General features: G+C 69.8%; 21 protein-coding genes. 14 read left to right on the forward strand and 7 right to left on the reverse strand.

What is annotated here, in order from left to right; genetic code table 11:
• The first annotated feature begins 44 nt into the window (after positions 1-44).
• Complete coding sequence (locus ACTWQF_RS32230; RefSeq protein WP_443283280.1) at positions 45-1388, forward strand: MATE family efflux transporter; 1344 nt, start codon at positions 45-47, stop codon at positions 1386-1388.
• Between the two features lie 172 nt (positions 1389-1560).
• On the opposite strand, the gene rplI is transcribed toward ACTWQF_RS32230, so the two are convergent.
• The 4 genes from rplI to rpsF all read right to left on the reverse strand — a co-directional run bounded on the left by rplI (position 1561) and on the right by rpsF (position 3269).
• Positions 1561-2007 carry a 50S ribosomal protein L9 gene (gene rplI / locus ACTWQF_RS32235; RefSeq protein WP_443283281.1) on the reverse strand — a complete coding sequence of 149 codons (447 nt, stop codon included), beginning with the start codon at positions 2005-2007 and terminating at the stop codon, positions 1561-1563.
• A gap of 18 nt (positions 2008-2025) precedes the next feature.
• Positions 2026-2262: a 30S ribosomal protein S18 gene (gene rpsR, locus ACTWQF_RS32240; RefSeq protein ID WP_003978893.1), complete on the reverse strand. Its 237-nt coding sequence runs from the start codon at positions 2260-2262 to the stop codon at positions 2026-2028.
• Between the two features lie 23 nt (positions 2263-2285).
• Positions 2286-2876: a single-stranded DNA-binding protein gene (locus ACTWQF_RS32245; protein ID WP_443283282.1), complete on the reverse strand. Its 591-nt coding sequence runs from the start codon at positions 2874-2876 to the stop codon at positions 2286-2288.
• Positions 2877-2978: 102 nt separating this feature from the next.
• Positions 2979-3269 carry a 30S ribosomal protein S6 gene (gene rpsF, locus ACTWQF_RS32250; protein ID WP_165302356.1) on the reverse strand — a complete coding sequence of 97 codons (291 nt, stop codon included), beginning with the start codon at positions 3267-3269 and terminating at the stop codon, positions 2979-2981.
• A 227-nt stretch (positions 3270-3496) separates the two neighbouring features.
• Between rpsF and ACTWQF_RS32255 the strand changes: the two genes are divergently transcribed.
• The 3 genes from ACTWQF_RS32255 (at position 3497) to ACTWQF_RS32265 (ending at position 6174) form a co-directional block, all read left to right on the forward strand.
• The gene (locus ACTWQF_RS32255) at positions 3497-3799 is read left to right on the forward strand and encodes a hypothetical protein (protein ID WP_443283283.1); all 303 of its coding nucleotides are present in this window, start codon (positions 3497-3499) and stop codon (positions 3797-3799) included.
• Positions 3800-3948: 149 nt separating this feature from the next.
• Positions 3949-5079, forward strand: coding sequence for a lipid II:glycine glycyltransferase FemX (locus ACTWQF_RS32260; protein WP_443283284.1), 1131 nt, complete (start codon positions 3949-3951; stop codon positions 5077-5079).
• 63 nt (positions 5080-5142) lie between these two features.
• Positions 5143-6174 carry an alanine racemase gene (locus ACTWQF_RS32265; RefSeq protein WP_443283285.1) on the forward strand — a complete coding sequence of 344 codons (1032 nt, stop codon included), beginning with the start codon at positions 5143-5145 and terminating at the stop codon, positions 6172-6174.
• Positions 6175-6368: 194 nt separating this feature from the next.
• Here the strand turns inward: ACTWQF_RS32265 and ACTWQF_RS32270 are convergent, their stop codons facing one another.
• Positions 6369-7451: an inositol-3-phosphate synthase gene (locus ACTWQF_RS32270; protein WP_443283286.1), complete on the reverse strand. Its 1083-nt coding sequence runs from the start codon at positions 7449-7451 to the stop codon at positions 6369-6371.
• 49 nt (positions 7452-7500) lie between these two features.
• On the reverse strand, positions 7501-8154 hold the full coding sequence (locus tag ACTWQF_RS32275) for a helix-turn-helix transcriptional regulator (RefSeq protein WP_443283287.1): 654 nt from the start codon (positions 8152-8154) through the stop codon (positions 7501-7503).
• A gap of 376 nt (positions 8155-8530) precedes the next feature.
• Between ACTWQF_RS32275 and ACTWQF_RS32280 the strand changes: the two genes are divergently transcribed.
• From ACTWQF_RS32280 to ACTWQF_RS32290, 3 genes are all read left to right on the forward strand, one after another.
• On the forward strand, positions 8531-11224 hold the full coding sequence (locus tag ACTWQF_RS32280) for a transglycosylase domain-containing protein (protein WP_443283288.1): 2694 nt from the start codon (positions 8531-8533) through the stop codon (positions 11222-11224).
• A gap of 97 nt (positions 11225-11321) precedes the next feature.
• Positions 11322-12851 carry a glycosyltransferase family 87 protein gene (locus ACTWQF_RS32285; protein WP_443283289.1) on the forward strand — a complete coding sequence of 510 codons (1530 nt, stop codon included), beginning with the start codon at positions 11322-11324 and terminating at the stop codon, positions 12849-12851.
• Between the two features lie 90 nt (positions 12852-12941).
• Entirely contained in the window at positions 12942-14288 is a 1347-nt protein-coding gene (locus ACTWQF_RS32290; RefSeq protein WP_443283290.1) for an MFS transporter, read from the forward strand.
• On the opposite strand, the gene ACTWQF_RS32295 is transcribed toward ACTWQF_RS32290, so the two are convergent.
• A complete protein-coding gene (locus tag ACTWQF_RS32295) occupies positions 14251-15753 on the reverse strand; it encodes a CCA tRNA nucleotidyltransferase (protein ID WP_443283291.1) in 1503 nt (500 codons plus the stop codon). The two genes, ACTWQF_RS32290 and ACTWQF_RS32295, sit on opposite strands and share 38 nt — an antisense overlap.
• A gap of 163 nt (positions 15754-15916) precedes the next feature.
• Between ACTWQF_RS32295 and ACTWQF_RS32300 the strand changes: the two genes are divergently transcribed.
• The 7 genes from ACTWQF_RS32300 to trxA all read left to right on the forward strand — a co-directional run bounded on the left by ACTWQF_RS32300 (position 15917) and on the right by trxA (position 26341).
• Positions 15917-18436: a DUF6049 family protein gene (locus ACTWQF_RS32300; protein ID WP_443283292.1), complete on the forward strand. Its 2520-nt coding sequence runs from the start codon at positions 15917-15919 to the stop codon at positions 18434-18436.
• A gap of 38 nt (positions 18437-18474) precedes the next feature.
• Entirely contained in the window at positions 18475-20682 is a 2208-nt protein-coding gene (murJ, locus tag ACTWQF_RS32305; RefSeq protein ID WP_443283293.1) for a murein biosynthesis integral membrane protein MurJ, read from the forward strand.
• Positions 20683-20815: 133 nt separating this feature from the next.
• Positions 20816-22924 carry a hypothetical protein gene (locus tag ACTWQF_RS32310; protein WP_443283294.1) on the forward strand — a complete coding sequence of 703 codons (2109 nt, stop codon included), beginning with the start codon at positions 20816-20818 and terminating at the stop codon, positions 22922-22924.
• A gap of 52 nt (positions 22925-22976) precedes the next feature.
• Positions 22977-23765: an RNA polymerase sigma factor SigM gene (gene sigM, locus ACTWQF_RS32315; protein ID WP_443283295.1), complete on the forward strand. Its 789-nt coding sequence runs from the start codon at positions 22977-22979 to the stop codon at positions 23763-23765.
• Positions 23762-24829 (forward strand): hypothetical protein, encoded by a 1068-nt coding sequence (locus ACTWQF_RS32320; protein WP_443283296.1) that lies wholly within the window; start codon positions 23762-23764, stop codon positions 24827-24829. The genes sigM and ACTWQF_RS32320 overlap by 4 nt, the downstream gene beginning before the upstream one ends.
• Before the next feature lie 105 nt (positions 24830-24934).
• Positions 24935-25921: a thioredoxin-disulfide reductase gene (gene trxB, locus ACTWQF_RS32325; protein WP_443283297.1), complete on the forward strand. Its 987-nt coding sequence runs from the start codon at positions 24935-24937 to the stop codon at positions 25919-25921.
• A gap of 90 nt (positions 25922-26011) precedes the next feature.
• Positions 26012-26341 carry a thioredoxin gene (gene trxA / locus ACTWQF_RS32330; protein ID WP_443283298.1) on the forward strand — a complete coding sequence of 110 codons (330 nt, stop codon included), beginning with the start codon at positions 26012-26014 and terminating at the stop codon, positions 26339-26341.
• Positions 26342-26389: the final 48 nt, after the last annotated feature.

The following is a 26389-nucleotide window of genomic DNA, read 5'->3' on the forward strand; positions in this document are numbered from 1 at the left end:
GAAGCCGGTTGCGCTCATTACCTGTGGATGCTTGGATCGAATCTATGAGCCCTGCTTCCCCGACCCCGCGCGCCACCGTGCGGCGCCAAGACCGTGAGATCATCGCGCTCGCCCTCCCCGCCTTCGGCGCACTCGTCGCGGAACCCCTCTTCGTGATGGTCGACAGCGCCATCGTCGGCCACCTCGGCACCCCCCAGCTCGCCGGGCTCGGCGTAGCGGCGGCGCTCCTCCAGACCGCCGTCAACATCTTCGTCTTTCTCGCTTACGCCACCACAGCCGCCGTCGCCCGCCGCCTCGGCGCCGACGACCTGCCCGCCGCGCTCCGGCAGGGCCTCGACGGCATCTGGCTCGCGCTCATCCTCGGCGCCCTCGTCATCGCCGCCGCCGTACCGACCGCGCCCTGGCTCATCGACGCGTTCGGCGCCTCCGCGACCGCGGCCCCGCACGGCACCACCTATCTGCGCATCAGCGCGCTCGGCATCCCCGCCATGCTCGTCGTCCTCGCCGCGACCGGCGTACTGCGCGGGCTCCAGGACACCAAGACCCCGCTGTACGTCGCCGTCGGCGGCTTCGGCGCGAACGCGGCGCTCAACGCGCTGCTCGTCTACGGCGCAGGGCTCGGCATCGCCGGCTCCGCCTGGGGAACGGTGCTCGCCCAGTGGGGGATGGCGGCCGTCTATCTGACCGTCGTGGTCCGGGCGGCCCGGCGGCACGGCGCCTCCCTGCGCCCCGACCTCGCCGGAATACGCGCCAGCGGACGGGCCGGCGTACCGCTGCTGATCCGTACGCTGTCGCTGCGTGCCGTGCTGCTGATCGCGACGGCGGTCGCGGCGCGGCTGGGCGACGCGGACATCGCGGCGCACCAGATCACCCTGACCCTGTGGTCACTGCTGGCCTTCGCCCTGGACGCCATCGCCATCGCGGGCCAGGCCATCATCGGGCGCTACCTCGGCGCCTCGGACGCGGAGGGCGCCAGGGCGGCCTGCCGCCGGATGGTGCTGTGGGGAGTGGTGTCCGGAGTGGTGCTGGGTGCGCTCGTCGCGCTGGTGCGGCCGGTGTTCATGCCGATCTTCACGACGGACCAGACCGTCATCGACCAGTTGACGCCGGTGCTGCTGGTGGTGGCCCTCACCCAGCCCATCGCAGGCGTCGTCTTCGTGCTGGACGGCGTGCTGATGGGAGCCGGCGACGGCCCCTATCTGGCGGGCGCCATGCTGGTCACGCTCGCGGTCTTCGCCCCCGTCGCGGTAGCGGTACCGGCCATCGGCGGCGGACTCACAGCACTGTGGTGGACAGTCGCCGGCCTCATGATGGGCACCCGCCTGGCAACCCTCGCCCTCCGAGCCCGCTCCGGCCGCTGGGCGGTAACAGGCGCGGTACGGGGGTGAGCCCAAGGGGGCGCCCCGAAGGGGCGCGGGGAACGGCGCGACCAGCCACGACAAAACCCGCAGCCCGCAACGCGCAGACAGGGGCACCCCAATAGCGGGGAAGCCCCACAAAAGGCGGAGGGCGCACCCCGCACGGGGTACGCCCTCTCATCGGCACAAGCCGAGCGCAGCGTTACGCGGCGGCGACGTCCACGTCAACCGTCGCGGTCACATCGGCGTGCAGCCGGATGGCGACCTGGTGGGCGCCCAGCGACTTGATGGGCGAGCCCACCTCGACGCGGCGCTTGTCCACGCCCGGACCGCCGGACGCCTTGATGGCGTCGGCGATGTCCGCCGGGGTGACGGAGCCGAACAGCCGGCCCTGCTCCCCGGCCCGCACCTTGAGGCCGACGCGCAGGCCCTCGAGCTGGGACTTGATCTCGTTGGCCTGCTCGATCGTCGCGATCTCGCGGATCTTGCGGGCGCGGCGGATCTGCTCGACGTCCTTCTCGCCGCCCTTGGTCCAGCGGATCGCGAAACCGCGCGGGACCAGGTAGTTGCGGGCGTAGCCGTCCTTCACCTCGACGACGTCGCCGGCGGCACCGAGGCCGGAGACCTCGTTGGTCAGGATGATCTTCATGATGTGGTCACCCTTTCCTTAGCGCGCGGTCGAGGTGTAGGGCAGCAGTGCCATCTCACGGCTGTTCTTCACAGCCGTGGCGACGTCACGCTGGTGCTGGGTGCAGTTGCCGGTGACCCGGCGGGCACGGATCTTGCCGCGGTCGGAGATGAACTTCCGCAGCAGGTTCGTGTCCTTGTAGTCGACGTAGGAGATCTTCTCCTTGCAGAACACGCAAACCTTCTTCTTCGGCTTGCGAGCAGGCGGCTTCGCCATGTCTCTACTCCTATGAGTTTCGCTCAGAAGGGTGGCTCGTCCGAGTAGCCGCCACCGTTGCCGCCGGGGCCCCCGCCCCAGCCGCCGCCACCGCCGCCCTGGCCGCCACCGGCCGGGGCGCCCGTTGCCCACGGGTCGCCCGCGGGGGCGCCGCCGCCCTGCTGCTGGCCACCAGGACCGCCGGGGCCGCCGCCCCAGCCACCGCCCTGGCCGCCACCGCCGCCGAAGCCGCCACCCTGACCGCCGCGCCCTGTGGTCTTGGTGACCTTGGCCGTGGCGTTGCGGAGGCTGGCGCCGACCTCGTCGACGTCCAGCTCGTAGACCGTGCGCTTGATCCCCTCACGGTCCTCGTACGAGCGCTGCTTGAGGCGGCCCTGCACGATGACGCGGGTGCCCTTGGTGAGGGACTCGGCGACGTTCTCCGCCGCCTGCCGCCAGACCGAGCAGGTCAGGAACAGGCTTTCGCCGTCCTTCCACTCGTTGGTCTGCCGGTCGAAGGTGCGGGGTGTGGACGCGACACGGAACTTCGCGACCGCCGCACCGGAGGGGGTGAAGCGCAGCTCGGGGTCGTCGACGAGATTGCCGACGACCGTGATGACGGTCTCGCCTGCCATGGGTGAACCTCTCGGCGTGCTGCTGGCTGCTGTGGTGCCTGGTGGTGCTCAGTGGAGCTGTGGTGCGTGATGCGTGGTGCTCGGACTACTCGGGAGTCGGCCTCAGTGGGTCGACGGGCGGAGGACCTTGGTCCGCAGGACGGACTCGTTCAGGTTCATCTGCCGGTCGAGCTCCTTGACCACAGCGGGCTCGGCCTGGAGGTCGATGACCGAGTAGATGCCCTCGGGCTTCTTGTTGATCTCGTAGGAGAGACGACGACGGCCCCAGGTGTCGACCTTCTCGACCTTCCCGCTGCCCTCACGGACGACGGAAAGGAAGCTCTCGATCAGGGGGGAGACAGCGCGCTCCTCCAGATCGGGGTCGAGGATGACCATCACCTCGTAGTGACGCATGTGGAACCCACCTCCTCTGGACTCGGCGGCCACGGTCGTTCCGTGGCAGGAGGGTCGTGATGCGTTTCCACGCCCAGGGAGAGCCAGGGGCAAACCAGGGACGCAGACGGGCCAGCCTACCTGGCCGCGGCCTTCCGGTTGAAATCCGGGGGTAACCCGGAGCAATCTGGACACCTCAGATGTGAGCGGCGTTACAGTTCGCGCCGCGCTCTGACAGGAGGTGCCGTATGGCACAGGCAGTGCGCTGGAACCATCCTCTCTCCTATCTGAACTCCGACGGCAAGCGGCATCCCGTGGAGAACTCCTTCGCGGCCGCGACCATGCTGCTGGGCCTGGTGGCCGTCATCTCCGCCTGGTGGCCGGGGCTGCATGTGCTCGGCTCGTGGACGGGGCTGGCCGGCATCCTGACCGGGGCCTGGGGCCAGTACATCTCGGCGACGACGGGTGAACGGTTCGTCACGATCATCGGTCTCGGCGCTGCGGCGGTCGGCTTCTATCTGGGCGTGGCGCACGGCGGCCTGGTCCCATAGGGCAACACCCGGCACGAGCCCCGGGGGGCGGTGTGCGACCGGCGGCGCAAAACCGCCTCCCCGGGCTTGGCCCTGGGCCGAACGGGGCTTAGCGGGGCACAGTAGGCTTCCGGCGAGCATCAGTCAGTTCGCCGGAGGAGCGTCCCGCCATGAGCCTGACCCTGAGGACCGTCAGCCGAGAGCAGCATCTGGCGTATATCCAGAGCCTGCCGTCGGCAAGCCACTGTCAGGTGCCCGCCTGGGCGGACGTCAAGAACGAGTGGCGCGCGGAGAATCTGGGCTGGTTCGACGAGCGTACGGGCCAGATGGTGGGAGCCGGGCTGGTGCTCTACCGGCAACTACCGAAGGTCAAGCGCTACCTCGCGTACCTGCCCGAGGGCCCGGTGATCAACTGGTACGCGCCCAACCTGGACGAGTGGCTGCGTCCGATGCTCGACCACCTCAAGAAGCAGGGCGCCTTCTCCGTGAAGATGGGCCCGCCCGTGGTGATCCGGCGCTGGGACGCGGCCGCCATCAAGAAGGGCATCCAGGACCAGGACGTCAAGCGGCTGCGGGACATCGAGGCCACCCATATCGAGCCGCGTGCCTTCGAAGTGGCCGACAGGCTGCGCAAGATGGGCTGGCAGCAGGGCGAGGACGGCGGCGCCGGCTTCGGCGACGTACAGCCGCGCTACGTCTTCCAAGTCCCGCTGGAGGGCCGCTCCCTCGAAGAGGTGCACAAGAACTTCAACCAGCTGTGGCGCCGCAACATCAAGAAGGCCGACAAGGCGGGCGTGCAGGTGGTCCAGGGCAATATGGCCAACCCGTACGACCTGGACGAGTGGCAGCGGCTGTACGAGATCACCGCCGAGCGCGACAAGTTCCGCCCCCGCCCCAAGGCGTACTTCCAGCGGATGTGGAACGTCCTGAACGCCGAGGACCCGCAGCGGATGCGGCTGTACTTCGCCGAGCACGAGGGCGAGCGCATCTCGGCCGCCACGATGCTCGTCGTCGGCGGGCACGTCTGGTATTCCTACGGCGCCTCTGCCAACCACAAGCGCGAGGTGCGGCCCTCCAACGCGATGCAGTGGCGGATGCTCCAGGACGCCTACGCGCTGGGCGCGAGCGTGTACGACCTGCGCGGTATCAGTGACTCCCTGGACGAGAACGACCACCTTTTCGGCCTGATCCAGTTCAAGGTCGGCACCGGTGGGCAGGCGGCCGAGTACCTCGGCGAGTGGGACTTCCCGCTCAACAAGCTGCTGCACAAGGCGCTCGACATCTATATGTCGCGGCGCTGAGCGCGCTCCCCGCGCCCGACACGCCTGACATCCCGACCCCTTCAGAAAGGTTCCGTACCGGCCATGGCGCTCTCCCTCTATGTCGACACCGATCGCTGGCGGGCGCACCAGCAGACGGTGATTCAGCAGTTCCCGGGAATCGTTCCGGTCTGCAAGGGCAACGGCTACGGCTTCGGCCATGAGCGCCTGGCAGACGAGGCCACCAAGTTCGGCGCCGACATACTGGCCGTCGGTACGACCTACGAGGCGGCCCGTACGAAGGACCTGTTCGGCGGCGACCTGCTGGTGCTCACCCCGTTCCGCAAGGACGAGGAGCCGGTGCCGCTGCCGGACCGCGCCATCCGCTCGGTCTCCTCGGTGGAGGGCGTGGGCCTGATGCGCGGGGCCCGGGTGGTCATCGAGGTGATGAGCAGCATGAAGCGGCACGGGGTCACCGAGCAGGACCTGCCCCGGCTGCACGCCGCCATCGACGAGGTCCGTCTGGAGGGCTTCGCCATCCATCTGCCGCTGGACCGGGCTGACGGCTCGGACGCGGTGGAGGAGGTCATCGGCTGGATGGACCGGCTGCGTGCCGCGCGGCTGCCGCTGGACACGATGTTCGTCAGCCATCTGAAGCCGGAGGAGTTCGCCGTCCTCCAGCAGCAGTTCCCGCAGACCCGCTTCCGCGCGCGGATCGGCACCCGGCTGTGGCTGGGCGATCACGCCGCCACCGAGTACCGGGGCTCGATCCTGGACGTCACGCGCGTGGCCAAGGGCGAGAGGTTCGGCTATCGGCAGGCCAAGGTGTCGGGCGACGGCTGGCTGGTCGTCGTCGCGGGCGGCACCTCGCACGGGGTGGGCCTGGAGTCCCCCAAGGCCCTGCACGGCATCACGCCGCGGGCCAAGGGCGTCGCCCGCGCGGGCCTGGCGACCGTCAACCGCAACCTCTCGCCGTTCGTCTGGGCCGGCAAGCAGCGCTGGTTCGCGGAGCCCCCGCACATGCAGGTCTCCATCCTCTTCGTCCCCGCGGATGCGCCGGAGCCGCATGTGGGCGAGGAACTGACCGCGATCCTGCGGCACACGACGACGACGGTGGACCGCACGGTGGATCGCTGACGGGCTGCCCCTGGCTGTCCGTTGCCGTCTGCGGGTGCCTTGTGGCTGGTGGGGGCACCTCCCGGCCGAAGTCCCCCAGCTACCGCTGGGAGGTGCCCCCAGGGGGAGCAGTTCCCCGCGCCCCTTCGGGCGCCTGAGGGGGCCCGGGAACGATTCCCGGACCCCCTCATCGGCTAAGCCACAGCGGCCAGCGCTCAGCGCTCGACCTTGCCCTCGATGAAGTCCTGCACATTGCGCCGCGCGACATCATCGAAGTACTGCACCGGCGGCGACTTCATGAAGTAGGACGACGCCGAAAGGATCGGGCCACCGATGCCACGGTCCTTGGCGATCTTCGCGGCGCGCAGTGCGTCGATGATGACGCCCGCCGAGTTGGGCGAGTCCCACACCTCGAGCTTGTACTCCAGGTTGAGCGGCACATCGCCGAACGCGCGGCCCTCCAGGCGGACATACGCCCACTTGCGGTCGTCGAGCCAGGCGACGAAGTCCGAGGGGCCGATGTGCACATTGTCGGCGCCCAGGTCGCGGTCGGGGATCTGGGAGGTGACGGCCTGCGTCTTGGAGATCTTCTTGGACTCCAGCCGCTCCCGCTCCAGCATGTTCTTGAAGTCCATGTTGCCGCCGACGTTCAGCTGCATCGTACGGTCCAGGACGACGCCGCGGTCCTCGAACAGCTTGGCCATCACGCGGTGCGTAATGGTGGCGCCGACCTGCGACTTGATGTCGTCGCCGACGATCGGCACACCGGCGGCGGTGAACTTGTCCGCCCACTCCTTGGTGCCGGCGATGAAGACGGGCAGCGCGTTGACGAAGGCGACCCCGGCGTCGATGGCGCACTGCGCGTAGAACTCGACGGCCGACTGGGAGCCGACGGGCAGGTAGCAGACCAGAACGTCGGCCTGCGCGTCCTTGAGCGCCTGGACGACGTCGACGGGCTCGGCGGCGGACTCCTCGATGGTCTCGCGGTAGTACTTGCCCAGGCCGTCGTAGGTGTGGCCGCGCTGCACGGAGATACCGGTGGGCGGCACGTCGCAGATCTTGATGGTGTTGTTCTCGCTGGCGCCGATGGCGTCGGCCAGGTCGAGGCCCACCTTCTTGCCGTCGACGTCGAAGGCGGCGACGAACTCGATGTCGCGCACGTGGTAGTCGCCGAACTGGACATGCATCAGACCCGGCACCTTGCCGGCCGGGTCGGCGTCCTTGTAGTACTCGACGCCCTGGACCAGCGATGCGGCGCAGTTGCCCACGCCGGCGATGGCTACGCGAACCGAACCCATTCCGGTTGCTCCCTGTTTGTTCTCGCTGAGGCTGCGACGGAGCGCGGCCTCATCTGTCGGTGTTGTCGGACGGACCCGGCGCCGGGGATTCCGGACCGGTCTCCCGCTCCGGGCGCCCCGCACGCTCGTTTCCGTTCCGCTCGCTCTCGATGAGTTCGCTGAGCCAGCGGACCTCGCGCTCCACGGATTCCATGCCGTGTCGCTGCAGTTCCAGCGTGTAGTCGTCGAGGCGATCGCGGGTGCGGGCCAGGGAGGCACGCATCTTCGCGAGCCTCTCCTCCAGCCGGCTGCGGCGTCCTTCCAGCACGCGCATGCGGACGTCGCGCGAGGTCTGGCCGAAGAACGCGAAGCGGACGCCGAAGTGCTCGTCCTCCCACGCATCGGGACCCGTCTGGGAGAGCAGGTCCTCGAAGTGCTCCTTGCCCTCGGCCGTCAGCCGGTAGACGATCTTCGCCCGGCGCCCGGCGAGCGGTGCCGCCTGTGCGCGTCCGGACTGCTGCTCCTCCGGCTCCCCGCTCGGCTCCTCCACCAGCCAGCCGCGCTGCACCAGCGCTTTGAGGCAGGGGTAGAGCGAGCCGTAGCTGAAGGCACGGAAGACGCCGAGCGAGGTGTTGAGCCGTTTGCGCAGCTCATAGCCGTGCATCGGGGACTCGCGCAGCAGACCGAGAACGGCGAACTCGAGAACGCCTGAGCGCCTGCTCATCGTCCGCCCACCTCCGTCCACAAGCGCTTATCCCGCGCTTATCTCGCTCTGATGTATCGACTCGATACATCCCGACGATAGAACGCCGCTTCGGGAGCGACAAGAGGGGGGTCGGTGAAGGGCCTCACATCACTGATTCACCGCAGTCCCTTTGCGTCGATTGAGGCGAATACGGGCTAAGGAGGGTTTTGGAGCTGCGTAGTCTGTCGGCTGTGCAGACCACGAGTGCCGGGAACCATGCGACGCCAGTGAGCGTCCTCGTCCCCGGTGCAGTGCGCCCGGGCCTGGTCTTTCCGTCCCGGCGCACTCGGGGGGACCAGATGCCAACTGCCACCTTCAGGCGCAAGGGCCGCCTGCCCGAGGAGTAGCTGTTCCAATGAGCGGAAACCGTCGAAAGCCGCCGCAGGGGCGCGGCCGTCGTGCGGCGCAGCCGCCACCGTCCCCCGGCCGTCGCGCAGCATCGCGCGGCGGGCAGGCACCGCCCCCCGCACCGGGCCCCGAAGGGCACGGTCGCCGAGCCGCGCAGGGCCACGGGGCGGCGCCGGGCGCGCCGGGACACGGCGGCCGTGCGGAGGCCAGGAGGGCCGCGCAGGGTGGTGGAGGCCGACGACGGGCCGCCGCCGCGGCGGCGAGCGCACAGGCCGGCCGGCGCGGGCGGGGCCGCGGACGCGGAGTGCCGGAGCGCAAGCGCTTCATCGACTACCCGCGCGCGGGCAAGTACGGCGTACGGCGCTGGCTCCCGTCCTGGAAGCTGGTGAGCGGCACATGCTTCGGGTTCTTCGCGCTGATGATGGGCGCGCTGGGGATCGGCCTGCTCCTCGTGGACGTCCCGAACGACGAGCTCGCCGCGGCCCAGGCGCAGAAGAACGTCTACTACTGGAAAGACGGCAGCCAGATGGTGGTCGCCGGCGGCGGTGACCAGAACCGGCAGATCGTCGGCATCAACGAGATCCCCGAGCACATGCGGTGGGCGGCCATCGCCGCGGAGAACGAGACCTTCTACGAGGACAGCGGCGTCGACCCGATGGGCATCGCCCGCGCGGTCTTCAAGATGGCCACGGGCGGGGAGACCCAGTCCGGCTCCACCATCACGCAGCAGTACGTGAAGAACTCCTACCTCGACCAGTCGCAGACGCTCACCCGTAAGGCCAAGGAGCTGCTGATCTCGATCAAGGTCGGCGGGGTCAAGAGCAAGGACGAAATCCTCGCCGGCTATCTGAACACCGGCTACTACGGGCGCGGCGCCTACGGCATCCAGGCGGCGGCACAGGCGTACTACCACAAGGACGCCAAGAACCTCAGCGCCAGCGAGAGTGCCTTCCTGAGCGCGACGCTGAACGGCCCCAACCTCTACGACCCACAGGGCGGCGTCGGTTCCGCGGCGACCCCGGAGAAGAACCTCAAGCGGGCGAAGGCCCGCTGGTCCTGGACGCTGGACCGCGAGGTGGCTATCGGTCGTATGGACAAGTCAAAGCGCGACGCGATCAAGGCCAAGGGCTTCCCGGATCCCAAGAAGCCGAAGAAGTCGACCGAGCTGAAGGGGCAGACCGGCTACTTGGTGCAGTTGGCGGACAACTACATCAAGAACCTGCCGGCCAGCGAGGGCGGCATCTCGGAGCGCAGCCTCGACCAGGGCGGCTACCGCATCCACACGACCTTCGACAAGAAGAAGGTCCAGCAGCTGCAGAAGACCGTCGAGGCGGTCAAGAAGAAGAACATCGACGGCGAGAAACGGGACGTCGACAAATACGTCCAGTTCGGCGGCGCCTCTGTCAGACCACAAGACGGCGCGATCCAGGCCATCTACGGCGGTGAGGACGCGGTCAAGCACTTCACCAACAACGCCGACTACACCGGCGTCCAGGTGGGCTCCACGTTCAAGCCGTTCGTGATGGCGGCGGCGATGCGGGACGGCGTACGCAAGCCGACAGGCCCGGAGGTACAGGCCCCGGACATGCGCACCAAGGTCTCGCCGAAGAGCGTCTACAACGGCAACAACAAGATCAAGCTTCGGAACTACGACGGCACCGTCTGGCACGACAAGGACGGCCGCGAGTGGCACCAGAGGAATGACGGCAATGAGAGCCGCGGCATGATCAACCTGCGGACTGCCATGCAGTACTCGGTGAACACTCCCTTCATCCAGCTCGGCATGGATGTCGGCACCGAAAAGGTGAAGGAGGCGGCGCTGGACGCGGGCCTCACCAAGGACAGCCTCGCCCGCACCACACCCACCTTCTCGCTCGGCACCTCGCAGCCCAGCGCCATCCGGATGGCCAGCGCCTACGGCACCTTCGCCACCAGCGGTACGCAGGCCGATCCCTACTCGGTCACCAAGGTCGAACGGAAGGGCCAGGTCAGGTACGAGCACAAGAGGGTGACCAAGCCCGCCTTCGACCGGCCGGTCGCCGACAACATCACCAGCATGCTGGAGACCGTCGTCCAGAAGGGCACCGGCACCGCGGCCAAGGGCCTGGGCCGCCCGGCGGCGGGCAAGACGGGTACCACGGACGGCAACAAGTCCGCCTGGTTCACCGGCTACACCCCGCAGCTGTCCACCTCGGTCGGCATGTGGCGGGTCAACGACAAGGCCAAGTCGCAGAAGTTCCTGGAGATGTACGGCGTGGGCGGCCAGAAGTCCATCCACGGCGCCTCCTTCCCGGCCGAGATCTGGACGAAGTACATGAAGCAGGCCCTGAAGGGCACCCCGATCAAGAAGTTCCCCGTGCCGGAACCGATCGGTGAGAAGGTCTACGGCGACGGCGCGAGCCCGGATCCGACGCCGACCGAGACCTCGGCCCCGCCGACACCGTCCGACGAGCCGAGCCAGACCCCGTCCGACAAACCCTCCGAGACCGAGTCGCCGTCACCGTCCCCGTCGAACACGAGCTGCCCGCCGTTCGACCCGAACTGTGACGACAACCAGGACAACGGCGGAAGTGACAACGGCGGCACTGACGGCGGCGGTGGGGACCCCGGTGGCAACACGGGTGATCCCGGCGGCGGCGATCCCGGCGGCGGCGATCAGGGCGGCATCTTCGGCGGCCCGAACAGCTACCGGCGAGAGTGACGAAAAGGCCCACAGAACGGCCTGCTTCGAACGGCCCCCGGCTCGGACTCCGAGCCGGGGGCCGTTCCCGTGCGCGGCGTGCGGCAGGATGAATTCCATGACGAGCGCCCCCACCGAACGGAATCCCGCTCAGCGGCGACCTGGCCGGCCACCCGCCGCACGCCCCGTCGTACACCCCACGGACCACGACGAGGTGGCGACAACCGCGAGCGAAGTGGCCGGCGGTCCGGCAGGACGGCGGACCGTGGACGGACCGGGGTGGTGGACCCCGCTCCGCGTGGTGGTGGCGGTCGCGCTGGGGATGTACGCGCTCGGCCTGCTGCAGAAGGTGCCCTGCCTGGACGGCGCCTGGTTCTCCGGACAGACCTCGCAGTACGTCCACGCCTGCTACTCCGACATCCCGCACCTCTACAACGGCCGCGGCTTCGCGAGCGGGCTCACCCCGTATCTCGACCGCATTCCCGACCGGATCTCCGGCGGGATGGAGTACCTCGAATACCCCGTACTGACCGGGGTGTTCATGCTGATCGCGGCCAAGCTGACGGTCGGTGGGGACTCGCTCCAGCAGGACGAGCAGCTCTACTGGGTGGTCAACGCGGGGATGCTGATGCTCTGCGCGGCCGTGCTGATCGTCTGTGTGGTCCGTACCCACCGCAACCGCCCCTGGGACGGCATGCTGGTCGCGCTGGCGCCGGGGCTGGCGCTGACGGCGACCATCAACTGGGACCTGCTGGCCGTGGCGATGACGGCTGCGGGGATGCTGCTGTGGGCCCGTTCGCGACCGCTGGCGGCGGGCGTGCTGATCGGCCTGGCGACGGCGGCGAAGCTCTACCCCGCACTGCTGCTCGGGCCGCTGCTGCTGCTGTGCTGGCGGGCCGGGCGTTGGGGCGCCTTCGGCCGTGCTGCCGGAGGAGCCGCCGCCTCGTGGGCGGTGGTGAACGTGCCGGTGATGCTGCTCTCCTGGCAGGGCTGGTCGAAGTTCTACACCTTCAGCCAGGAGCGGCCGGTGGACTTCGGCTCGCTGTGGCTGATCATCCAGCAGCGATCCGGACGCACGTTCGATGACGCCAATACCTACGCCACCCTGCTGATGATCCTCGGCTGTGCCGGTGTCGCCGCGCTGGCGCTGTGCGCCCCCCGCCGTCCCCGGTTCGCGCAGCTCGCCTTCCTGGTGGTCGCGCTGTTCGTGCTGACCAACAAGGTCTACTCACCGCAGTACGTGCTGTGGCTGATTCCGCTGGCGGCGCTCGCCCGGCCCAGGTGGCGCGACTTCCTCATCTGGCAGAGCTGCGAGGCGCTCTATTTCCTGGGGATCTGGATGTACCTCGCCTACACCGGATCCGACAAGCACTACGGCCTCCCCGAGGACGGCTACCAACTCGTCATCGCCGCGCATCTGCTCGGTACCGCGTATCTCTGCGCGATGGTGGTGCGCGATGCGCTGCGGCCCGAGCACGACCCGGTCCGCAGGGACGACGGCTCGGACGATCCCGGCGGCGGAGTCCTGGACCGGGCGCCCGATGTGTTCAGCCTCGGCACCCTCGCCCACAAGCCGGCACTCCAGCGCTCTGCCTCCCTCCCCATCCGGCGGACTGTTGTGCGTTGGGGCACCACCTTGCGGGAGTGAGGGGGACGTCCCCCGCAGCGCGGGTTTCACGTGAAACCCCGTTTCACGTGAAACCGCCGGACTCCGCCCCGACTGTGTGAGGCTGTCCCCATGTCCGTCGCACGTGACCTGCGCACCCTGCTCCGTTTCCCGGACTTCCGGAAGCTGCTGACGGTACGACTGCTCTCCCAACTCGCCGACGGCATCTATCAGGTCGCACTCGCGGCATACGTCGTCTTCTCCCCCGAGAAGGAGACCTCCCCCGCCGCCATCGCCTCCGCGATGGCAGTGCTGCTGCTGCCCTACTCCCTCCTCGGGCCGTTCGCAGGCGTGCTGCTGGACCGCTGGCAGCGCAGGCAGGTGCTCTTCTTCGGCAACGTTCTGCGCACCGCGCTCGCCACCGCCACCGCGGCGCTTGTCTTCGGCGCCGTTCCCGAGTGGCTGGTCTATCTGTCCGCGCTCACCGTCACCGCCGTCAACCGCTTCATCCTCGCCGGACTGTCGGCCGCGCTGCCCCGCGTCGTGGACGGCGAGCGGCTCGTCATCGCCAACTCCCTCTCCCCGACCGCGGGCACGCTAGCTGCGACCATGGGCGGCGGTGTCGCGTTCGTGGTGCGCTATCTCGCCCCCGGTACGGGCCGCGAGGCGGACGCCCTCGTCCTGCTGACGGGAGCCGCGGTCTATCTGCTGGCCGGCCTCGCCTCCCTGCGGATGGCCAAGGGCCTGCTCGGACCCGACCCCACCGAGGTACAGCCCCGCGTACTGGCCGCCGTCACCAGTACCGCGCGGGGGCTGCTGGCCGGGCTACGCCATCTCCGCGAGCGCCGGACGGCGGCCTACGCGCTGGCCGCCTCGGCGCTGATGCGGTTCTGCTACGGGGCGCTGACGGTCACAGTGCTGATGCTGGCCCGGTACTCGTGGAGTGACAGCAGCCGGACCGATGGTGGGCTGCAACTGCTCGGTATCGCGCTCGCGCTGTCGGGGTTGGGCTTCTTCGCCGCCGCCGTCCTCACGCCCTCCGGGGTGCGGCGGGCCGGGGTCTTCGGCTGGATGGCGCTGTGCGCGGGCACCGCCGCGGTGCTGGAACCCGCGCTGGGACTGACCTTCCAGCCCGTGCCGATACTGCTGGCCGCCTTCATGCTGGGACTCGTCACCCAGGCCGGAAAGATCGCCACGGATACCGCCGTGCAGACCTCCGTGGACGATGCCTTCCGGGGCCGGATCTTCTCCCTCTACGACATGCTCTACAACGTGGCCTACGTCGGCGCCGCCGGAGTGGCCGCCGCCATGCTCCCGCCGGACGGGCGCTCCGCGGTCATCGTTGTAGGGGTGGCGGTGCTGTACGCGGCCATCGCCGCCGGGCTCTTCCGTGTTTCACGTGAAACAGCGGAACGCGGGGGCACGGGACAGGCCAGCCCTCCTACTGGGCCGCCTCCTGCTGGGCCCACCACTTCTTGAGCTCCGCGACGGCTGCGTCGCGACCCAGCGGCCCGTGCTCCAGCCGCAGCTCCAGCAGGTGCTTGTAGGCCTGCCCCACCACGGGGCCGGGCCGCACGCCCAGCTCCTGCATGATCTCGTTGCCGTCGAGGTCGGGCCGGATGGCGTCCAGCTCCTCCTGCTCCTGGAGCCGCGCGATGCGCTCCTCCAGGCCGTCGTACGCCCGCGAGAGCGCCTGGGCCTTCCGCTTGTTCCGCGTGGTGCAGTCCGAGCGGGTCAGCTTGTGCAGCCGGTCCAACAGCGGCCCGGCGTCCCGGACGTAGCGGCGTACCGCCGAGTCCGTCCACTCGCCCGTGCCGTAGCCGTGGAAGCGCAGATGCAGCTCCACCAGTCGCGAGACGTCCTTGATCGTCTCGCCGGGGTATTTGAGCGCGGCCATCCGCTTCTTCGTCATCTTGGCGCCCACCACCTCGTGGTGATGGAAGGAGACCCGCCCGTCCTTCTCGAACCGCCGTGTCCTCGGCTTGCCGATGTCGTGCAGCAGCGCGGCCAGCCGCAGCGTCAGGTCGGGGCCGTCCTCCTCCAGGTCGATCGCCTGGTCCAGCACGGTCAGCGAGTGCTCGTAGACGTCCTTGTGCCGGTGGTGCTCATCGCGCTCCAGCCGCAGTGCGGGCAGCTCCGGCAGTACATGGTCGGCGAGCCCGGTCTCCACCAGCAGCCGGAGCCCCTTGCGCGGCTGAGGGGAGACGAGCAGCTTGTTCAGCTCGTCCCGCACCCGCTCCGCCGAGACGATCTCGATCCGGCCCGCCATCTCGTCCATGGCGGCCACGACCTCCGGCGCGATCTCGAAGTCGAGCTGCGCGGCGAAGCGCGCGGCCCGCATCATCCGCAGCGGGTCGTCGGAGAAGGACGCCTGCGGGGTGCCCGGCGTGCGCAGCCGCCGCGCGGCCAGGTCCTCCAGGCCGCCGTGCGGATCGACGAAGTGCTTCTCCGGCAGCGCGACGGCCATCGCGTTCACCGTGAAATCGCGGCGGACCAGGTCCTCCTCGATCGTCTCGCCGTAGGACACCTCGGGCTTGCGGGAGCTGCGGTCGTAGACCTCCGACCGATACGTCGTCACTTCCAGGACAAAGTCGGATTTCTTGATCCCTACGGTGCCGAAGGCAATACCGACCTCCCACACCGCATCCGCCCACGGCCGCACGATCTCCAATACGTCCTCGGGCAGCGCGTCCGTGGTGAAGTCGAGATCGTTGCCGAGCCGTCCCAGCAGTGCGTCGCGTACCGAGCCGCCGACGAGAGCGAGGCGGAAACCCGCCTCGCGGAAGCGGCGTGCTAGCTCGTCCGCCACCGGTGAGACCCGTAGCAGCTCACTGACGGCACGCCGCTGCACCTCACTGAGCTGCTCGGCTGCCGGTCGGTCCGCTGTGGGCGCCCCGGGCACGGCGGTGGGCTGATCCTGGCTGTCACTCTTGGCGTTCGGCACAACAGCACAGGTTACGTTGCCGCCCCACCCGGAGGCGCCCCCGTTCCCGCCGCCCGCCCACAGGGCGCCCACCAGCACCGGTGATCATGTGTTGGACGGCGCGGCACTTCCACCCTCCGGGCATCGTTACCATCAGGCGAACGGGACGACGACCGACGACGGGATGGACGTGCGCGTGGCCGAGGCGGCTGAGAGCCAGGCTCCCCCTGGCCCAAGGGGAACGGCCGGCCCAAACGGGACGAACCGCTGGAAGCGACGGGCCGCGGTGCTCCTCCTCTCCGCGCTCCCCGTGCTGGCGGGAGTGCTGCCGGCGGCCGCCCCCGCGGCCTCGGCAGCACCGGCGACGGCCCCCGAGGCCGCAGCCCAAGCGGCATCGGCAGCCTCGGCAGCGCCCGCGGCCCGCACGGGCACGGGCTCCCGCAGCACCCGGATCTCCGTCAACCAGGTCACCCCCGCCGTCCCGGAACCGGGCGGCACCCTCACCCTGAGCGGCACCGTCACCAACACCAGCAGCACGACGCTGAGCCACCTTCGGCTGACCCCGCGTATCGGCCCCACCCTCGGCTCCCGCAGCGCCATCGACCAGGCCGCGCGCCGCAAGGGCTACCTCTCCGGCGCCGACGGCACCGAGGTCGCCGGCGGCCACTCCGTGCGGCTCAGCGGTCTCGCCTCCGGAGTCTCCCGCTCCTTCTCCCTGAAGATCCCGGTCAGCGACCTCAACCTCGGCGCCGACGGTGTCTATCAGCTCGGCGTCTCCCTCACCGGGCGGACCCGTAACCGTCCCTACGACCAGATCCTCGGTATCGGTCGCACCTTCCTGCCCTGGCAGAAGAAGGCGTCCGGCCACCGCACCCGGCTCACCTATCTGTGGCCGTTGATCTCCACCCCGCACGTCACGGCGCGCACCCAGTCCGACAAGCAGCAGACCCCGGTCTTCCGCGACGACGACCTCGCCAAGGAGCTGGCCCCCGGCGGTCGCCTCCAGCAGATGCTGGAGCTCGGCAAGGATCTGAACGTCACCTGGGTCATCGACCCCGACCTGCTGGCGAGCGTCGACGTGATGGCCCGCCGCTACCGGGTGCACAAGCCCGGCGGCGGCCCGGACGAGACCGTCGCCGGAAAGGGCCAGGAGTACGCCAAGCAGTGGCTGGACGAGCTCCAGGAGGCGGTGGCCGGCAAGGAGGTCGTCGCCCTCCCGTTCGCCGACCCCGACCTGGCCTCGCTCGCCCACCGCGGTACGCACATCCGTGGGGCGCTCAGCTCGCTGGGCCAGGCCACCACGACGGGCAGGGACACGGTCGAGACGGTGCTCCACGTGAAACCGAGCACGGACTTCGCCTGGCCCTACAAGGGCGCCGTCGACTCCTCCATCGTGGACGTCGCCACCTCGGCGGGCGCGCACAACGTCATCGCCCGCAGCGACAGCGTCCGCGAGAACGCGCTCTCCTACAGCCCCACCGCGGCCCGCCCCATCGGCAGCGGCAACACCGCGCTGGTTGCCGACGCACCGCTGTCCACCGCCTTCGAGGGCGATCTGACGGGGGCTGGAGCCTCCTCGCTGGCCGTCCAGAGGTTCGCCTCGCAGTCCCTCTCACTGGCCCGGCAGGCCCCCTCCCGCACCCGCAGCGTCGTCGTCGCCCCGCAGCGGATGCCCACCGTCTCCCAGGCGCAGGCGATGGCAGCCGGCATCAAGGCGCTCGCCGGCAGCGGCTGGTCCGAGCCCAGCAGCCTGGCGGACGCCGCCAAGGCCAAGCCGGACCCCAACGCACGCCGCAAGATGCCGTCGCCGTCCTCCTACCCCGCCTCGCTGCGCCGCACGGAGCTGCCCACCGCCGCCTTCGAGCAGGTGCGCAAGACCAAGGACGGGCTGGACGACTTCCAGCAGATCCTCAGCCAGGCCAACCGCGTCGTACCACCGTTCACCACCGCCATAGACCGCGAGGTCTCCAACGCCTGGCGGGGCGAGGGCCGCGCCTCCCGGAGCTACCGCGACGACGTGGAGAAGTACCTGCTGGAGCTGCGAGGCGCGGTCAAGCTCATCAAGAAGTCCGACATCACGCTCTCCGGGCGCGAGGCCACCATCCCCGTGACCGTCCAGAACAACCTCGCCCAGGGCGTGGACGGGCTCGTACTGGAGCTGCGCTCCAGCCGGATCGGCCTGGATGTGGGCGACTCCAAGCGGGTCACGGTCGACGGGGAGCACACCCAGTCCCTCAAGTTCGACACCACCGCCAAGAACAACGGCCGCGCCTACGTCTACGCCCAGCTCTACACCGAGGACGGCGAGCGCTACGGCAAGGTGATGAAGTTCCAGGTCAACGTGACCTCCATCACCTCGACCGTGCTGCTGGTGATCGCGGGCGGCGTGCTGCTGATCGTCCTCGCCGGCATCCGGATGTACACCCAGCGCAAGCGCTCCGGCCCCGCCCCGGACCCGGACGCACCGCTGGAGCAGCCGGACAGCGACGGCTCAGAGGACGCCCAGGAGAAGGACACCCCGGAGGAGGACGCCCAGGAAGAGGGCGAACCGGGGGAGGACAGCCCGGAGAAGGGCGGCCCGGAAAGGGAGGGTTCGAAAGCTGAGACCACCGGGGACTCGGCGGGCACCACCCACGGTGACGGAGACGACACCGAACGGGAAAACGGCAACCCCCCGGCCGCGGGTGAGAAAGTGGACCGTTGACTCTTCCGGGCGAGCAGGGGCAGGGGTAGGTAGCGACGATGAACGCGCCGTATGGCGGCGACCGGGGCCGGACCCCCGGTGACGGCTCCGGCCGTCCGGAAGACGCGTATGCGCCGGACGCGTACGGGCGCGACCCGTACGAGGAGCGCGACCCCTCGGCCCAGGACCCGCCGCACGCCTGGCAGCCCACCCCGGGGCAGCAGCCCTACGGGCAACAGCCGTACCAGGAACAGGCGCCCCAGCCCAAGGCGTATCAGGGAGGGCAGCCGCCCCAGCAGTCCGCACAGGCTTCGGGCCCGCCCCCGCAGCCCGCACAGGCTCCGGGCCCGCCTCAGCCGCCGCAGCAGCCCGCGGGCCCGCCGGGGGACGCCTTCGCGCACCTCTACCGCGACCAGGGCCACGCCCAACCGCAGCGCCCTGAGCAACAGCCGCCGTTCCACCCGGCACCCACCCAGCCGCCGCAGCCCTACCCGCCCGAGCCCGGGGCACCCGGCGCCGCCGAGGAACCGTCAGCCCAGACGGTCAACCTCGGCACCGTCGCCCCGAAGGGAGCCCCGCCGAAGGCTGCCCCGGCAGCGGGAGGGGAAGCTGCCGCGCCCGCCAAGTCCGGCGGCGGGGGAGGGCTCCTCAAGTCCAGCGCCATCATGGCCGCGGGCACGATGGTCTCCCGGCTCACCGGGTTCGTCCGCTCCGCGATGATCGTTGCCGCGCTCGGCGCCTCGGCCCTCGGCGACAGCTACCAACTCGCCATCACGCTCCCGACGATGCTGTACATCCTCACCGTCGGCGGCGGCCTCAACTCCGTTTTCGTCCCACAGCTCGTACGGGCCATGAAGGACGACGAGGACGGCGGGCAGGCGTACGCGAACCGGCTGCTGACGCTCGTCGCGGTGATCCTGGGCGGGCTGGCCGTGGCCTCCGTTTTCGCCGCTCCGCTGCTGGTGCGGCTGATGTCGGTCAAGCTCGCCGACAATCCGGCCGCCAACGAGGTCACCATCACCTTCGTGCGCTACTGCCTGCCCTCGATCTTCTTCATGGGCATCCACGTGGTGATGGGCCAAGTCCTCAACGCGCGGGGCCGCTTCGGCGCCATGATGTGGACCCCGGTCCTCAACAACATCGTCATCATCACGACGATCAGCATGTTCCTGTGGGTGTACGGCACTGCCGACACCTCGAACCTGACCGTCAACACCATCCCCGCCGAGGGCGTCCGGCTGCTGGGCGTCGGCACCCTGCTGGGCCTGGTGGTCCAGGCGCTGGCGATGATCCCGTATCTGCGGGCCGCGGGCTTCCGGATCCGGCCCCGCTTCGACTGGCGCGGTCACGGCCTGGGCAAGGCCGCCAAGCTGGCCAAGTGGACCATCCTGTTCGTGCTCGCCAACCAGGCCGGCGTGCTGGTCGTCTCGCAGCTGTCCACCTGGGCGGGCGACACGGCGGCGCAGCACGGCGACTCCGGCACCGGCTACATCGCCTACTCGAACGCGCAGCTCATCTGGACCATGCCGCAGTCGATCATCACCGTCTCCGTGATGGCCGCGCTGCTGCCCCGGCTCTCCCGCTCCGCCGCCGACGGCGACACCGGCGCCGTGCGGGACGACATCTCCCAAGGGCTGCGCAACTCCGCCGTCGCCATCGTCCCGATCGCGTTCGGATTCCTGGCGCTCGGTATCCCGATGTGCACGATGATCTACGGCTCGGCGGGCGTGGACGCGGCCCGTTCCATGGGATACATGCTGATGGCCTTCGGACTCGGCCTGGTCCCGTACTCGGTGCAGTACGTCGTGCTGCGCGCCTTCTACGCCTACGAGGACACCCGCACCCCGTTCTTCAACACCGTGATAGTGGCCGCCGTCAACGCCGCGGCCTCCGCGCTGTGCTTCCTGCTGCTCCCCTCCCGCTGGGCCGTCGTCGGCATGGCCGCCTCCTACGGGCTCGCCTACATCATCGGAGTCGGTATCGCCTGGCGGCGGCTCCGCAACCGGCTGGGCGGCGACCTCGACGGGCGGCACGTGGTCCGTACGTACACGCGGCTGGCCGGTGCCAGTGTTCCGGCCACGCTGGCCGCGGGCGCCGCAGCCTGGGGCGTCACCCATGTTCTGGGCAGCGGCACCCTCGGCTCGATCGCCGCCCTGGTGGGTGGAGGGATCGTTTTGGGCGCGGTTTTCGTCCTAGCGGCGAAGCGCATGCGCATTGAGGAAATGACGGCGATGCTCGGCATGGTCCGCGCCAGACTCGGCCGATGAAAACTCGGCGAGAAACCGGCGTATACAACCATCATTCGCCCCCGCGTGTCGTGCATAGCGGCGAGGTGTAGGCACAATGTTTTTGGCCGTTTCCAAGAAAACGGCCACTACGGATGGGGAGGCAGGAACGACGGTGGCGGAACGGAGCACAGCCGCTGTCGGCGTGGCCGAGACCAGCGGTGCGAACGGCGAACCGCTGACCGCCCAGCAGGACGGGGCCACGGGCGACGGTGCGACGGACGCGACGAACGGATACAGCCACAGCCCCGGGATCTCCCCGCACAAGGAGCCCTCGGCCGACCCCTCCGACACCGCACCTCTGACGGACTCCCCCGGTGCCGTGTCCCCCGAAGAGTCCCCCGAAGGGAGCAGCACGGGCGAGCCGACCGCAGCCGGCCCGGAACCGGTCCAGGACGCCGACACCGCGGATGCCGCCGAGAACTCCGCAGACGCCGAGACCTCCGCCACCTCCCCCACAGGCAAGGCCGACGCCGAAGACGGGGGCAAGGCCGATACCGAAGACGCCGACAAGCCGAAGGCCAAGGCCAGGGAGAAGGCCAGGGCCAAGGGCAGCGAGAAGGCCAAGGAAAAGACCAAGGCCGGCGAGAAGCCCGGCACCACCGCCGACGCCGAGAAGGCCGTCGACACCAAGGACGCCCCTGGCGGGGAGGACACCGGCTCAGAGGCCGGCGCCGCGAAGGCGCCCGCCGAGCTGCGGGTGCCCGAGTTGCACAGCGGCCACAAGCTCGCCAAGCGCTACCGCCTCGAAGAGTGCGTCACCCGCCTCGACGGCTTCAGCAGCTGGCGTGCCGTCGACGAGAAGTTGCGCCGCGCCGTCGGGGTCCATGTGCTGCCCGCCGGGCACGCCCGCTCCCGCCAGGTACTCGCCGCGGCACGCTCGGCGGCCCTGCTCGGCGACCCCCGGTTCGTGCAGGTCCTGGACGCGGTCGAGGAGGACGAGCTGGTCTACGTCGTCCACGAGTGGCTGCCCGACGCCGTTCCGCTCAGCGAGCTGCTCGCCGCGGGCCCGCTGGAGCCGCACGAGGCGTATCAGCTCGTCAGCCAGCTCGCCCAGGCGCTGACCGCGGCGCACCGCGAGGGGCTGGCGCACCTGCGGCTGACGCCTTCCTGTGTGCTGCGCACCGGCATCGGCCAGTACCGCGTCCGCGGCCTCGCCGTGAACGCGGCCCTGCGTGGCGTCACCAGCGACCACCCGCAGCGGGACGACACCGAGGCGATCGGCGCGCTGCTGTACGCGGCGCTCACCAAGCGCTGGCCGTACGAGGAGGGTGCGCACGGACTGCCGGGGGTCGGCTCGCTGGACATCGGCACCCTCGTGGCGCCCGAGCAGCTCCGCGCGGGCGTCCACCGCGGGCTGTCCACGCTGGCCATGCGCGCCCTCGTCAACGACGGCGCGACCGCCTCCCGGCAGGAGCAGCCCTGCACCACCCCGGAGGAGCTGTCCAAGGCGGTCTCCGCGCTGCCCAAGATCCGCCCGCCGGAGCCGGCCTTCGCTGCGCCCCCGGCGTATCAGCGCCCGGCCGGCATCGCCGCGCCCGGCGGACCCGGAGGTGCTGCTCCCGGGGCGCCTGCCGCCAGGGCGGGAGCCACGCCCCCTGCGCTGCCGGGCCGTACCGGCAAGGTACTCAAGTGGGGCGTCTCCGCACTGCTGATCGCCGCGCTCGGGCTCGGCAGCTGGCAGGTCGCCGACGCGCTGCTCAAGGGCGAGCCGCCGGTCAGCAAGAAGTCCGCGAAGCAGGTGAAGGGGAAGGACAACGCCGCGGGGACCGGTAAGCCGGTCAAGGTCGAAGACGTGCAGGACTTCGATCCGGAGAGCTCGGACGGGCGCGAGAAGCCGGAGAGGGTCGGCGACGCCGTGGACGGCAAGCCCGGCACCTACTGGCTCACGGACAAGTACCTGAATTACCCCACGTTCGGCAACTTCAAGTCCGGCGCCGGCCTCATCCTCGATCTGGGGAAGACCCGGCAGGTCAGCCGGCTCAAGGTCGACTTCATCGGCAAGACCTCGGCAAGCTTCCTGGCAGCGCCGAACAGCGTCACCAACATGCCCTCCTCCCTGAGCAGCTTCAGCAAGGTCACGAGCGGCTCCGGCGCACACCTCACCCTGAAGGCGAAGAAGCCCATCAAGACCCGTTACGTACTGCTGTGGCTCACCAAGCTCCCACTCACGGACGACGGCAACTACCGTGGTCGCGTCACGGAGGTCCAGGTCCTCGGTTGAGGCAGTGGACGCCGCTTCCGACGTGGGCGCGGCAGGGCAAGGGGAGGGGCTGATGGCGAGCGACGGCGCGCCCGACGGGATGGCCGGGCCGGACGACAAGGAGCTGCTCGCCCGCCACGTCGCGGGCGACCCGGAGGCGTTCGGGGAACTCGTCCGCCGCCACCGGGACCGGCTGTGGGCGGTGGCCCTGCGGACGCTGGGAGACCGCGAAGAGGCCGCCGACGCCGTGCAGGACGCCCTCATCTCGGCCTACCGTGCCGCGCACACGTTCCGCGGCCAGTCCGCCGTCACCACCTGGCTGCACCGCATCACCGTCAATGCCTGTCTGGACCGCGCCCGCAAGGCCGCGTCCCGCCGCGCAACGCTCACCGATGACACCGAGCGCATGGAACAGCTCCTTGAACCTCACGAGTCCGCAGCCGCTCCCGTGGAGCGCCAGGACGTGCAGCAGCAGGTGGTGACCGCGCTCTCCGAGCTGCCGGTCGAGCAACGCGCCGCGCTGGTGCTGGTGGATATGCAGGGCTACCCCGTCGCCGAGGCCGCCGAGGTGCTCGATGTGGCCGTGGGCACGGTCAAGAGCCGCTGTGCCCGCGGCCGCGCCCGGCTGCTTCCGCTCGTCTCCCACCTGCGTCCCGGCGACAGCAGCAGCAAAGAGAGCAACGGTGGCGCGGGCGGGAACGGTAGCGCCGAAGGCGGCGGCAGCAGCGAAGGGAACCCGTCCTCGGGCGCTTCCGTCCCAACACCGAGAGGGGTGCCACCGAAGAAACCACGGAAGGCTCGACGGAACGCTCAGCAGGACACCACAGGCTCTGGAGCCGTGAAGGGAGGGGGGCAGGCATGACATCCACTCCTTTCCCGTACGGCGAGCACCCAGAGATCACCGAGATCTCCGCACTCAGCGAGGGCATCCTGCCCACCGAGCGCCAGGCGGATCTCCGTGCCCACCTGGTGGAGTGCGAGCTCTGCGCCGACGTGTACGCCTCGCTGGAGGAGATCCGCGAGACGCTGGGCACTCTGCCCGGGCCTGCCCAGATGCCGGAGGATGTGGCGAGTCGTATCGACGCAGCCCTGGCGGCGGAGGCGCTGCTGTCAGCCGCGGTGCCGGGGGAGACCGAGACCGCGTCAGAGGACGCGACCGTCCCGGATGACGAGGCCGTCCCGGATGACGAGGGCGCTTCCCATGACGGCGCTGTTTCACGTGAAACGGCCCCGGCATCTCCCGAGAAACCCGCTCCCGAGGCGGCTTCAAGTCCCGTTTCACGTGAAACAGCGACTGCCCCCGTCCCCCTCAGCTCCCGACGCAGGAAGCGGACGATGGTGCTCGTGGCGGCAGCGTCTCTCGCTGTCCTCACGCTCGGCGGGATTACCATCCGGGCGCTGTCCAACCCCGCGCCCGCCGAGGTGAGTTCGGGCACGGCCCAGTCGACAACCGGCAAGCAGGCTCCCGACTCACCGTCGAGTTCCACGGCCCCCACGGACACCGACGCCGGCGGCAGCAGCAACGATCAGCAGCTGCGCAAGCGCGTCCAGAACCTGCTCTCGGACCAGAAGTCGCCGTCTCCCTCCCGGAACGCGCCGGAAAAGTCCACGCCGCCCAGCGACTCCCCCTCGGTCGGCACCAAGCGGAGTCCCAGCACCGACGAGAAGACACTCCGCGACGACAGGATGGGCGGCGGGCAGGGCATGCCGTCCTGCGTACGCGACGGCATCCACCGTACGGAGAGCCCGCTGGCCGTCGACGCCGACGCCACCTTCGAGAGCCGCTCCGGCTATCTGGTCGTCCTGCCCCACCAGGGCGGCGACCCGAACCTGGTGGACGCCTACCTGGTGGACCCCTCCTGTGTCAGCGCCGACCCGTCGGGCCCCGGGAAGGTGCTGTTCAAACGCACCTACCCGCGCGGGTGACACGCGGTCGCAGGCCCGGGAATGTCTGCCCCTTAGGATCCGTTGGACGGGGTGCAAGCCTCGGCAGAAGATCCCGGAAGCAGTCGGCAGACAAGGAAGACTCCCGTGAGCGACGTCCGTAACGTCATCATCATCGGCTCGGGCCCAGCCGGATACACGGCTGCGCTCTACACCGCCCGCGCGTCGCTGAAGCCGCTGGTGTTCGAGGGCTCCGTCACCGCAGGCGGGGCGCTGATGAACACCACCGATGTCGAGAACTTCCCCGGGTTCCAGGAAGGCATCATGGGCCCGGAGCTCATGGACAACATGCGGGCCCAGGCCGAGCGCTTCGGCGCGGAGCTGATCCCGGACGACGTCACCGCCGTCGACCTGTCCGGTCCTGTGAAGACCGTCACGGATTCCAACGGCACCGTCCACCGCGCCCGCACCGTGATCGTCTCCACCGGCTCCCAGCACCGCACGCTGGGACTGCCGCTGGAGGAGGAGCTCTCCGGCCGGGGCGTCTCCTACTGCGCCACGTGTGACGGCTTCTTCTTCCGTGAGCAGCACATCGCCGTCGTGGGTGGCGGTGACACCGCCATGGAGGAGGCCACGTTCCTCTCCCGCTTCGCGGCCTCGGTCACCGTGGTCCACCGCCGGGACACGCTGCGTGCCTCCAAGGCGATGCAGGAGCGGGCCTTCGCCGACCCGAAGATCTCCTTCGCCTGGGACAGCGAGGTCGCCGAGATCCACAGCAAGGACGGCAAGCTCTCCGGTCTGACGCTGCGCGACACCAAGAACGGCGAGACCCGCGAGCTGGATGTGACCGGCCTGTTCGTCGCCATCGGCCACGACCCGCGCGTGGACCTCTTCAAGGAGGAGCTGACCCTGGACGAGGACGGCTACCTCAAGGTGGACGCCCCCTCCACCCGCACCAATGTCCCCGGCGTCTTCGCGGCGGGCGACGTGGTGGACCACACCTACCGCCAGGCCATCACCGCGGCGGGCACCGGCTGCTCCGCGGCGCTTGACGCCGAGCGGTATCTGGCCGCCCTCACCGATGTGGCCACCGAGGAGACCCCGGAGCCGGAGAAGACCGCAGCAGCCGTCTGACGCGACAGCCCTCCAAGGGGGACCCGCCCGCCCTGTCCCCCACCAGCTCCCCACCCGACCCGCAGTCAACAGAGAATGAGGAGAAGCACCATGGCCGGTGCCACCGTGACCGCGACCGACGCCGACTTCGACGATGTCGTCCTGAAGAGCGACAAGCCCGTGCTGGTCGACTTCTGGGCGGCCTGGTGCGGCCCGTGCCGTCAGATTGCCCCGTCGCTGGAGGCCATCGCCTCTGAGCACGCCGACAAGCTGACGGTGGTCAAGCTCAACATCGATGAGAACCCGGGCGTCGCCGCCAAGTACGGCATCATGTCGATCCCGACGATGAACGTCTACCAGGGCGGCGAGGTCGTGAAGACCATCGTCGGCGCCAAGCCGAAGGCCGCCATCGAGAAGGACCTCGCGGACTTCATCAGCTGAGGGCCATCCCGTCACTGACTGAGGGGCGCGGCTCTTGCCACGAAAAAG

This window comes from Streptomyces sp. 8N114, assembly GCF_052245835.1.
In the GTDB taxonomy this organism is placed as follows: Bacteria; Actinomycetota; Actinomycetes; order Streptomycetales; family Streptomycetaceae; genus Streptomyces.

Excerpts from the sequence above, each read along its gene's own strand:
- ACTWQF_RS32230 (WP_443283280.1), top strand. The coding sequence starts at position 45 with ATGAGCCCTGCTTCCCCGACCCCGCGCGCCACCGTGCGGCGCCAAGAC.
- rpsR (WP_003978893.1), bottom strand. The coding sequence starts at position 2,262 with ATGGCGAAGCCGCCTGCTCGCAAGCCGAAGAAGAAGGTTTGCGTGTTC.
- ACTWQF_RS32260 (WP_443283284.1), top strand. The coding sequence starts at position 3,949 with ATGAGCCTGACCCTGAGGACCGTCAGCCGAGAGCAGCATCTGGCGTAT.
- trxA (WP_443283298.1), top strand. The coding sequence starts at position 26,012 with ATGGCCGGTGCCACCGTGACCGCGACCGACGCCGACTTCGACGATGTC.
- ACTWQF_RS32285 (WP_443283289.1), top strand. The coding sequence starts at position 11,322 with ATGACGAGCGCCCCCACCGAACGGAATCCCGCTCAGCGGCGACCTGGC.
- ACTWQF_RS32320 (WP_443283296.1), top strand. The coding sequence starts at position 23,762 with ATGACATCCACTCCTTTCCCGTACGGCGAGCACCCAGAGATCACCGAG.
- ACTWQF_RS32275 (WP_443283287.1), bottom strand. The coding sequence starts at position 8,154 with ATGAGCAGGCGCTCAGGCGTTCTCGAGTTCGCCGTTCTCGGTCTGCTG.
- ACTWQF_RS32265 (WP_443283285.1), top strand. The coding sequence starts at position 5,143 with ATGGCGCTCTCCCTCTATGTCGACACCGATCGCTGGCGGGCGCACCAG.
- ACTWQF_RS32245 (WP_443283282.1), bottom strand. The coding sequence starts at position 2,876 with ATGGCAGGCGAGACCGTCATCACGGTCGTCGGCAATCTCGTCGACGAC.
- sigM (WP_443283295.1), top strand. The coding sequence starts at position 22,977 with ATGGCGAGCGACGGCGCGCCCGACGGGATGGCCGGGCCGGACGACAAG.
- ACTWQF_RS32290 (WP_443283290.1), top strand. The coding sequence starts at position 12,942 with ATGTCCGTCGCACGTGACCTGCGCACCCTGCTCCGTTTCCCGGACTTC.
- murJ (WP_443283293.1), top strand. The coding sequence starts at position 18,475 with ATGAACGCGCCGTATGGCGGCGACCGGGGCCGGACCCCCGGTGACGGC.
- ACTWQF_RS32255 (WP_443283283.1), top strand. The coding sequence starts at position 3,497 with ATGGCACAGGCAGTGCGCTGGAACCATCCTCTCTCCTATCTGAACTCC.
- ACTWQF_RS32280 (WP_443283288.1), top strand. The coding sequence starts at position 8,531 with ATGAGCGGAAACCGTCGAAAGCCGCCGCAGGGGCGCGGCCGTCGTGCG.
- ACTWQF_RS32270 (WP_443283286.1), bottom strand. The coding sequence starts at position 7,451 with ATGGGTTCGGTTCGCGTAGCCATCGCCGGCGTGGGCAACTGCGCCGCA.
- rplI (WP_443283281.1), bottom strand. The coding sequence starts at position 2,007 with ATGAAGATCATCCTGACCAACGAGGTCTCCGGCCTCGGTGCCGCCGGC.
- rpsF (WP_165302356.1), bottom strand. The coding sequence starts at position 3,269 with ATGCGTCACTACGAGGTGATGGTCATCCTCGACCCCGATCTGGAGGAG.
- ACTWQF_RS32300 (WP_443283292.1), top strand. The coding sequence starts at position 15,917 with ATGGACGTGCGCGTGGCCGAGGCGGCTGAGAGCCAGGCTCCCCCTGGC.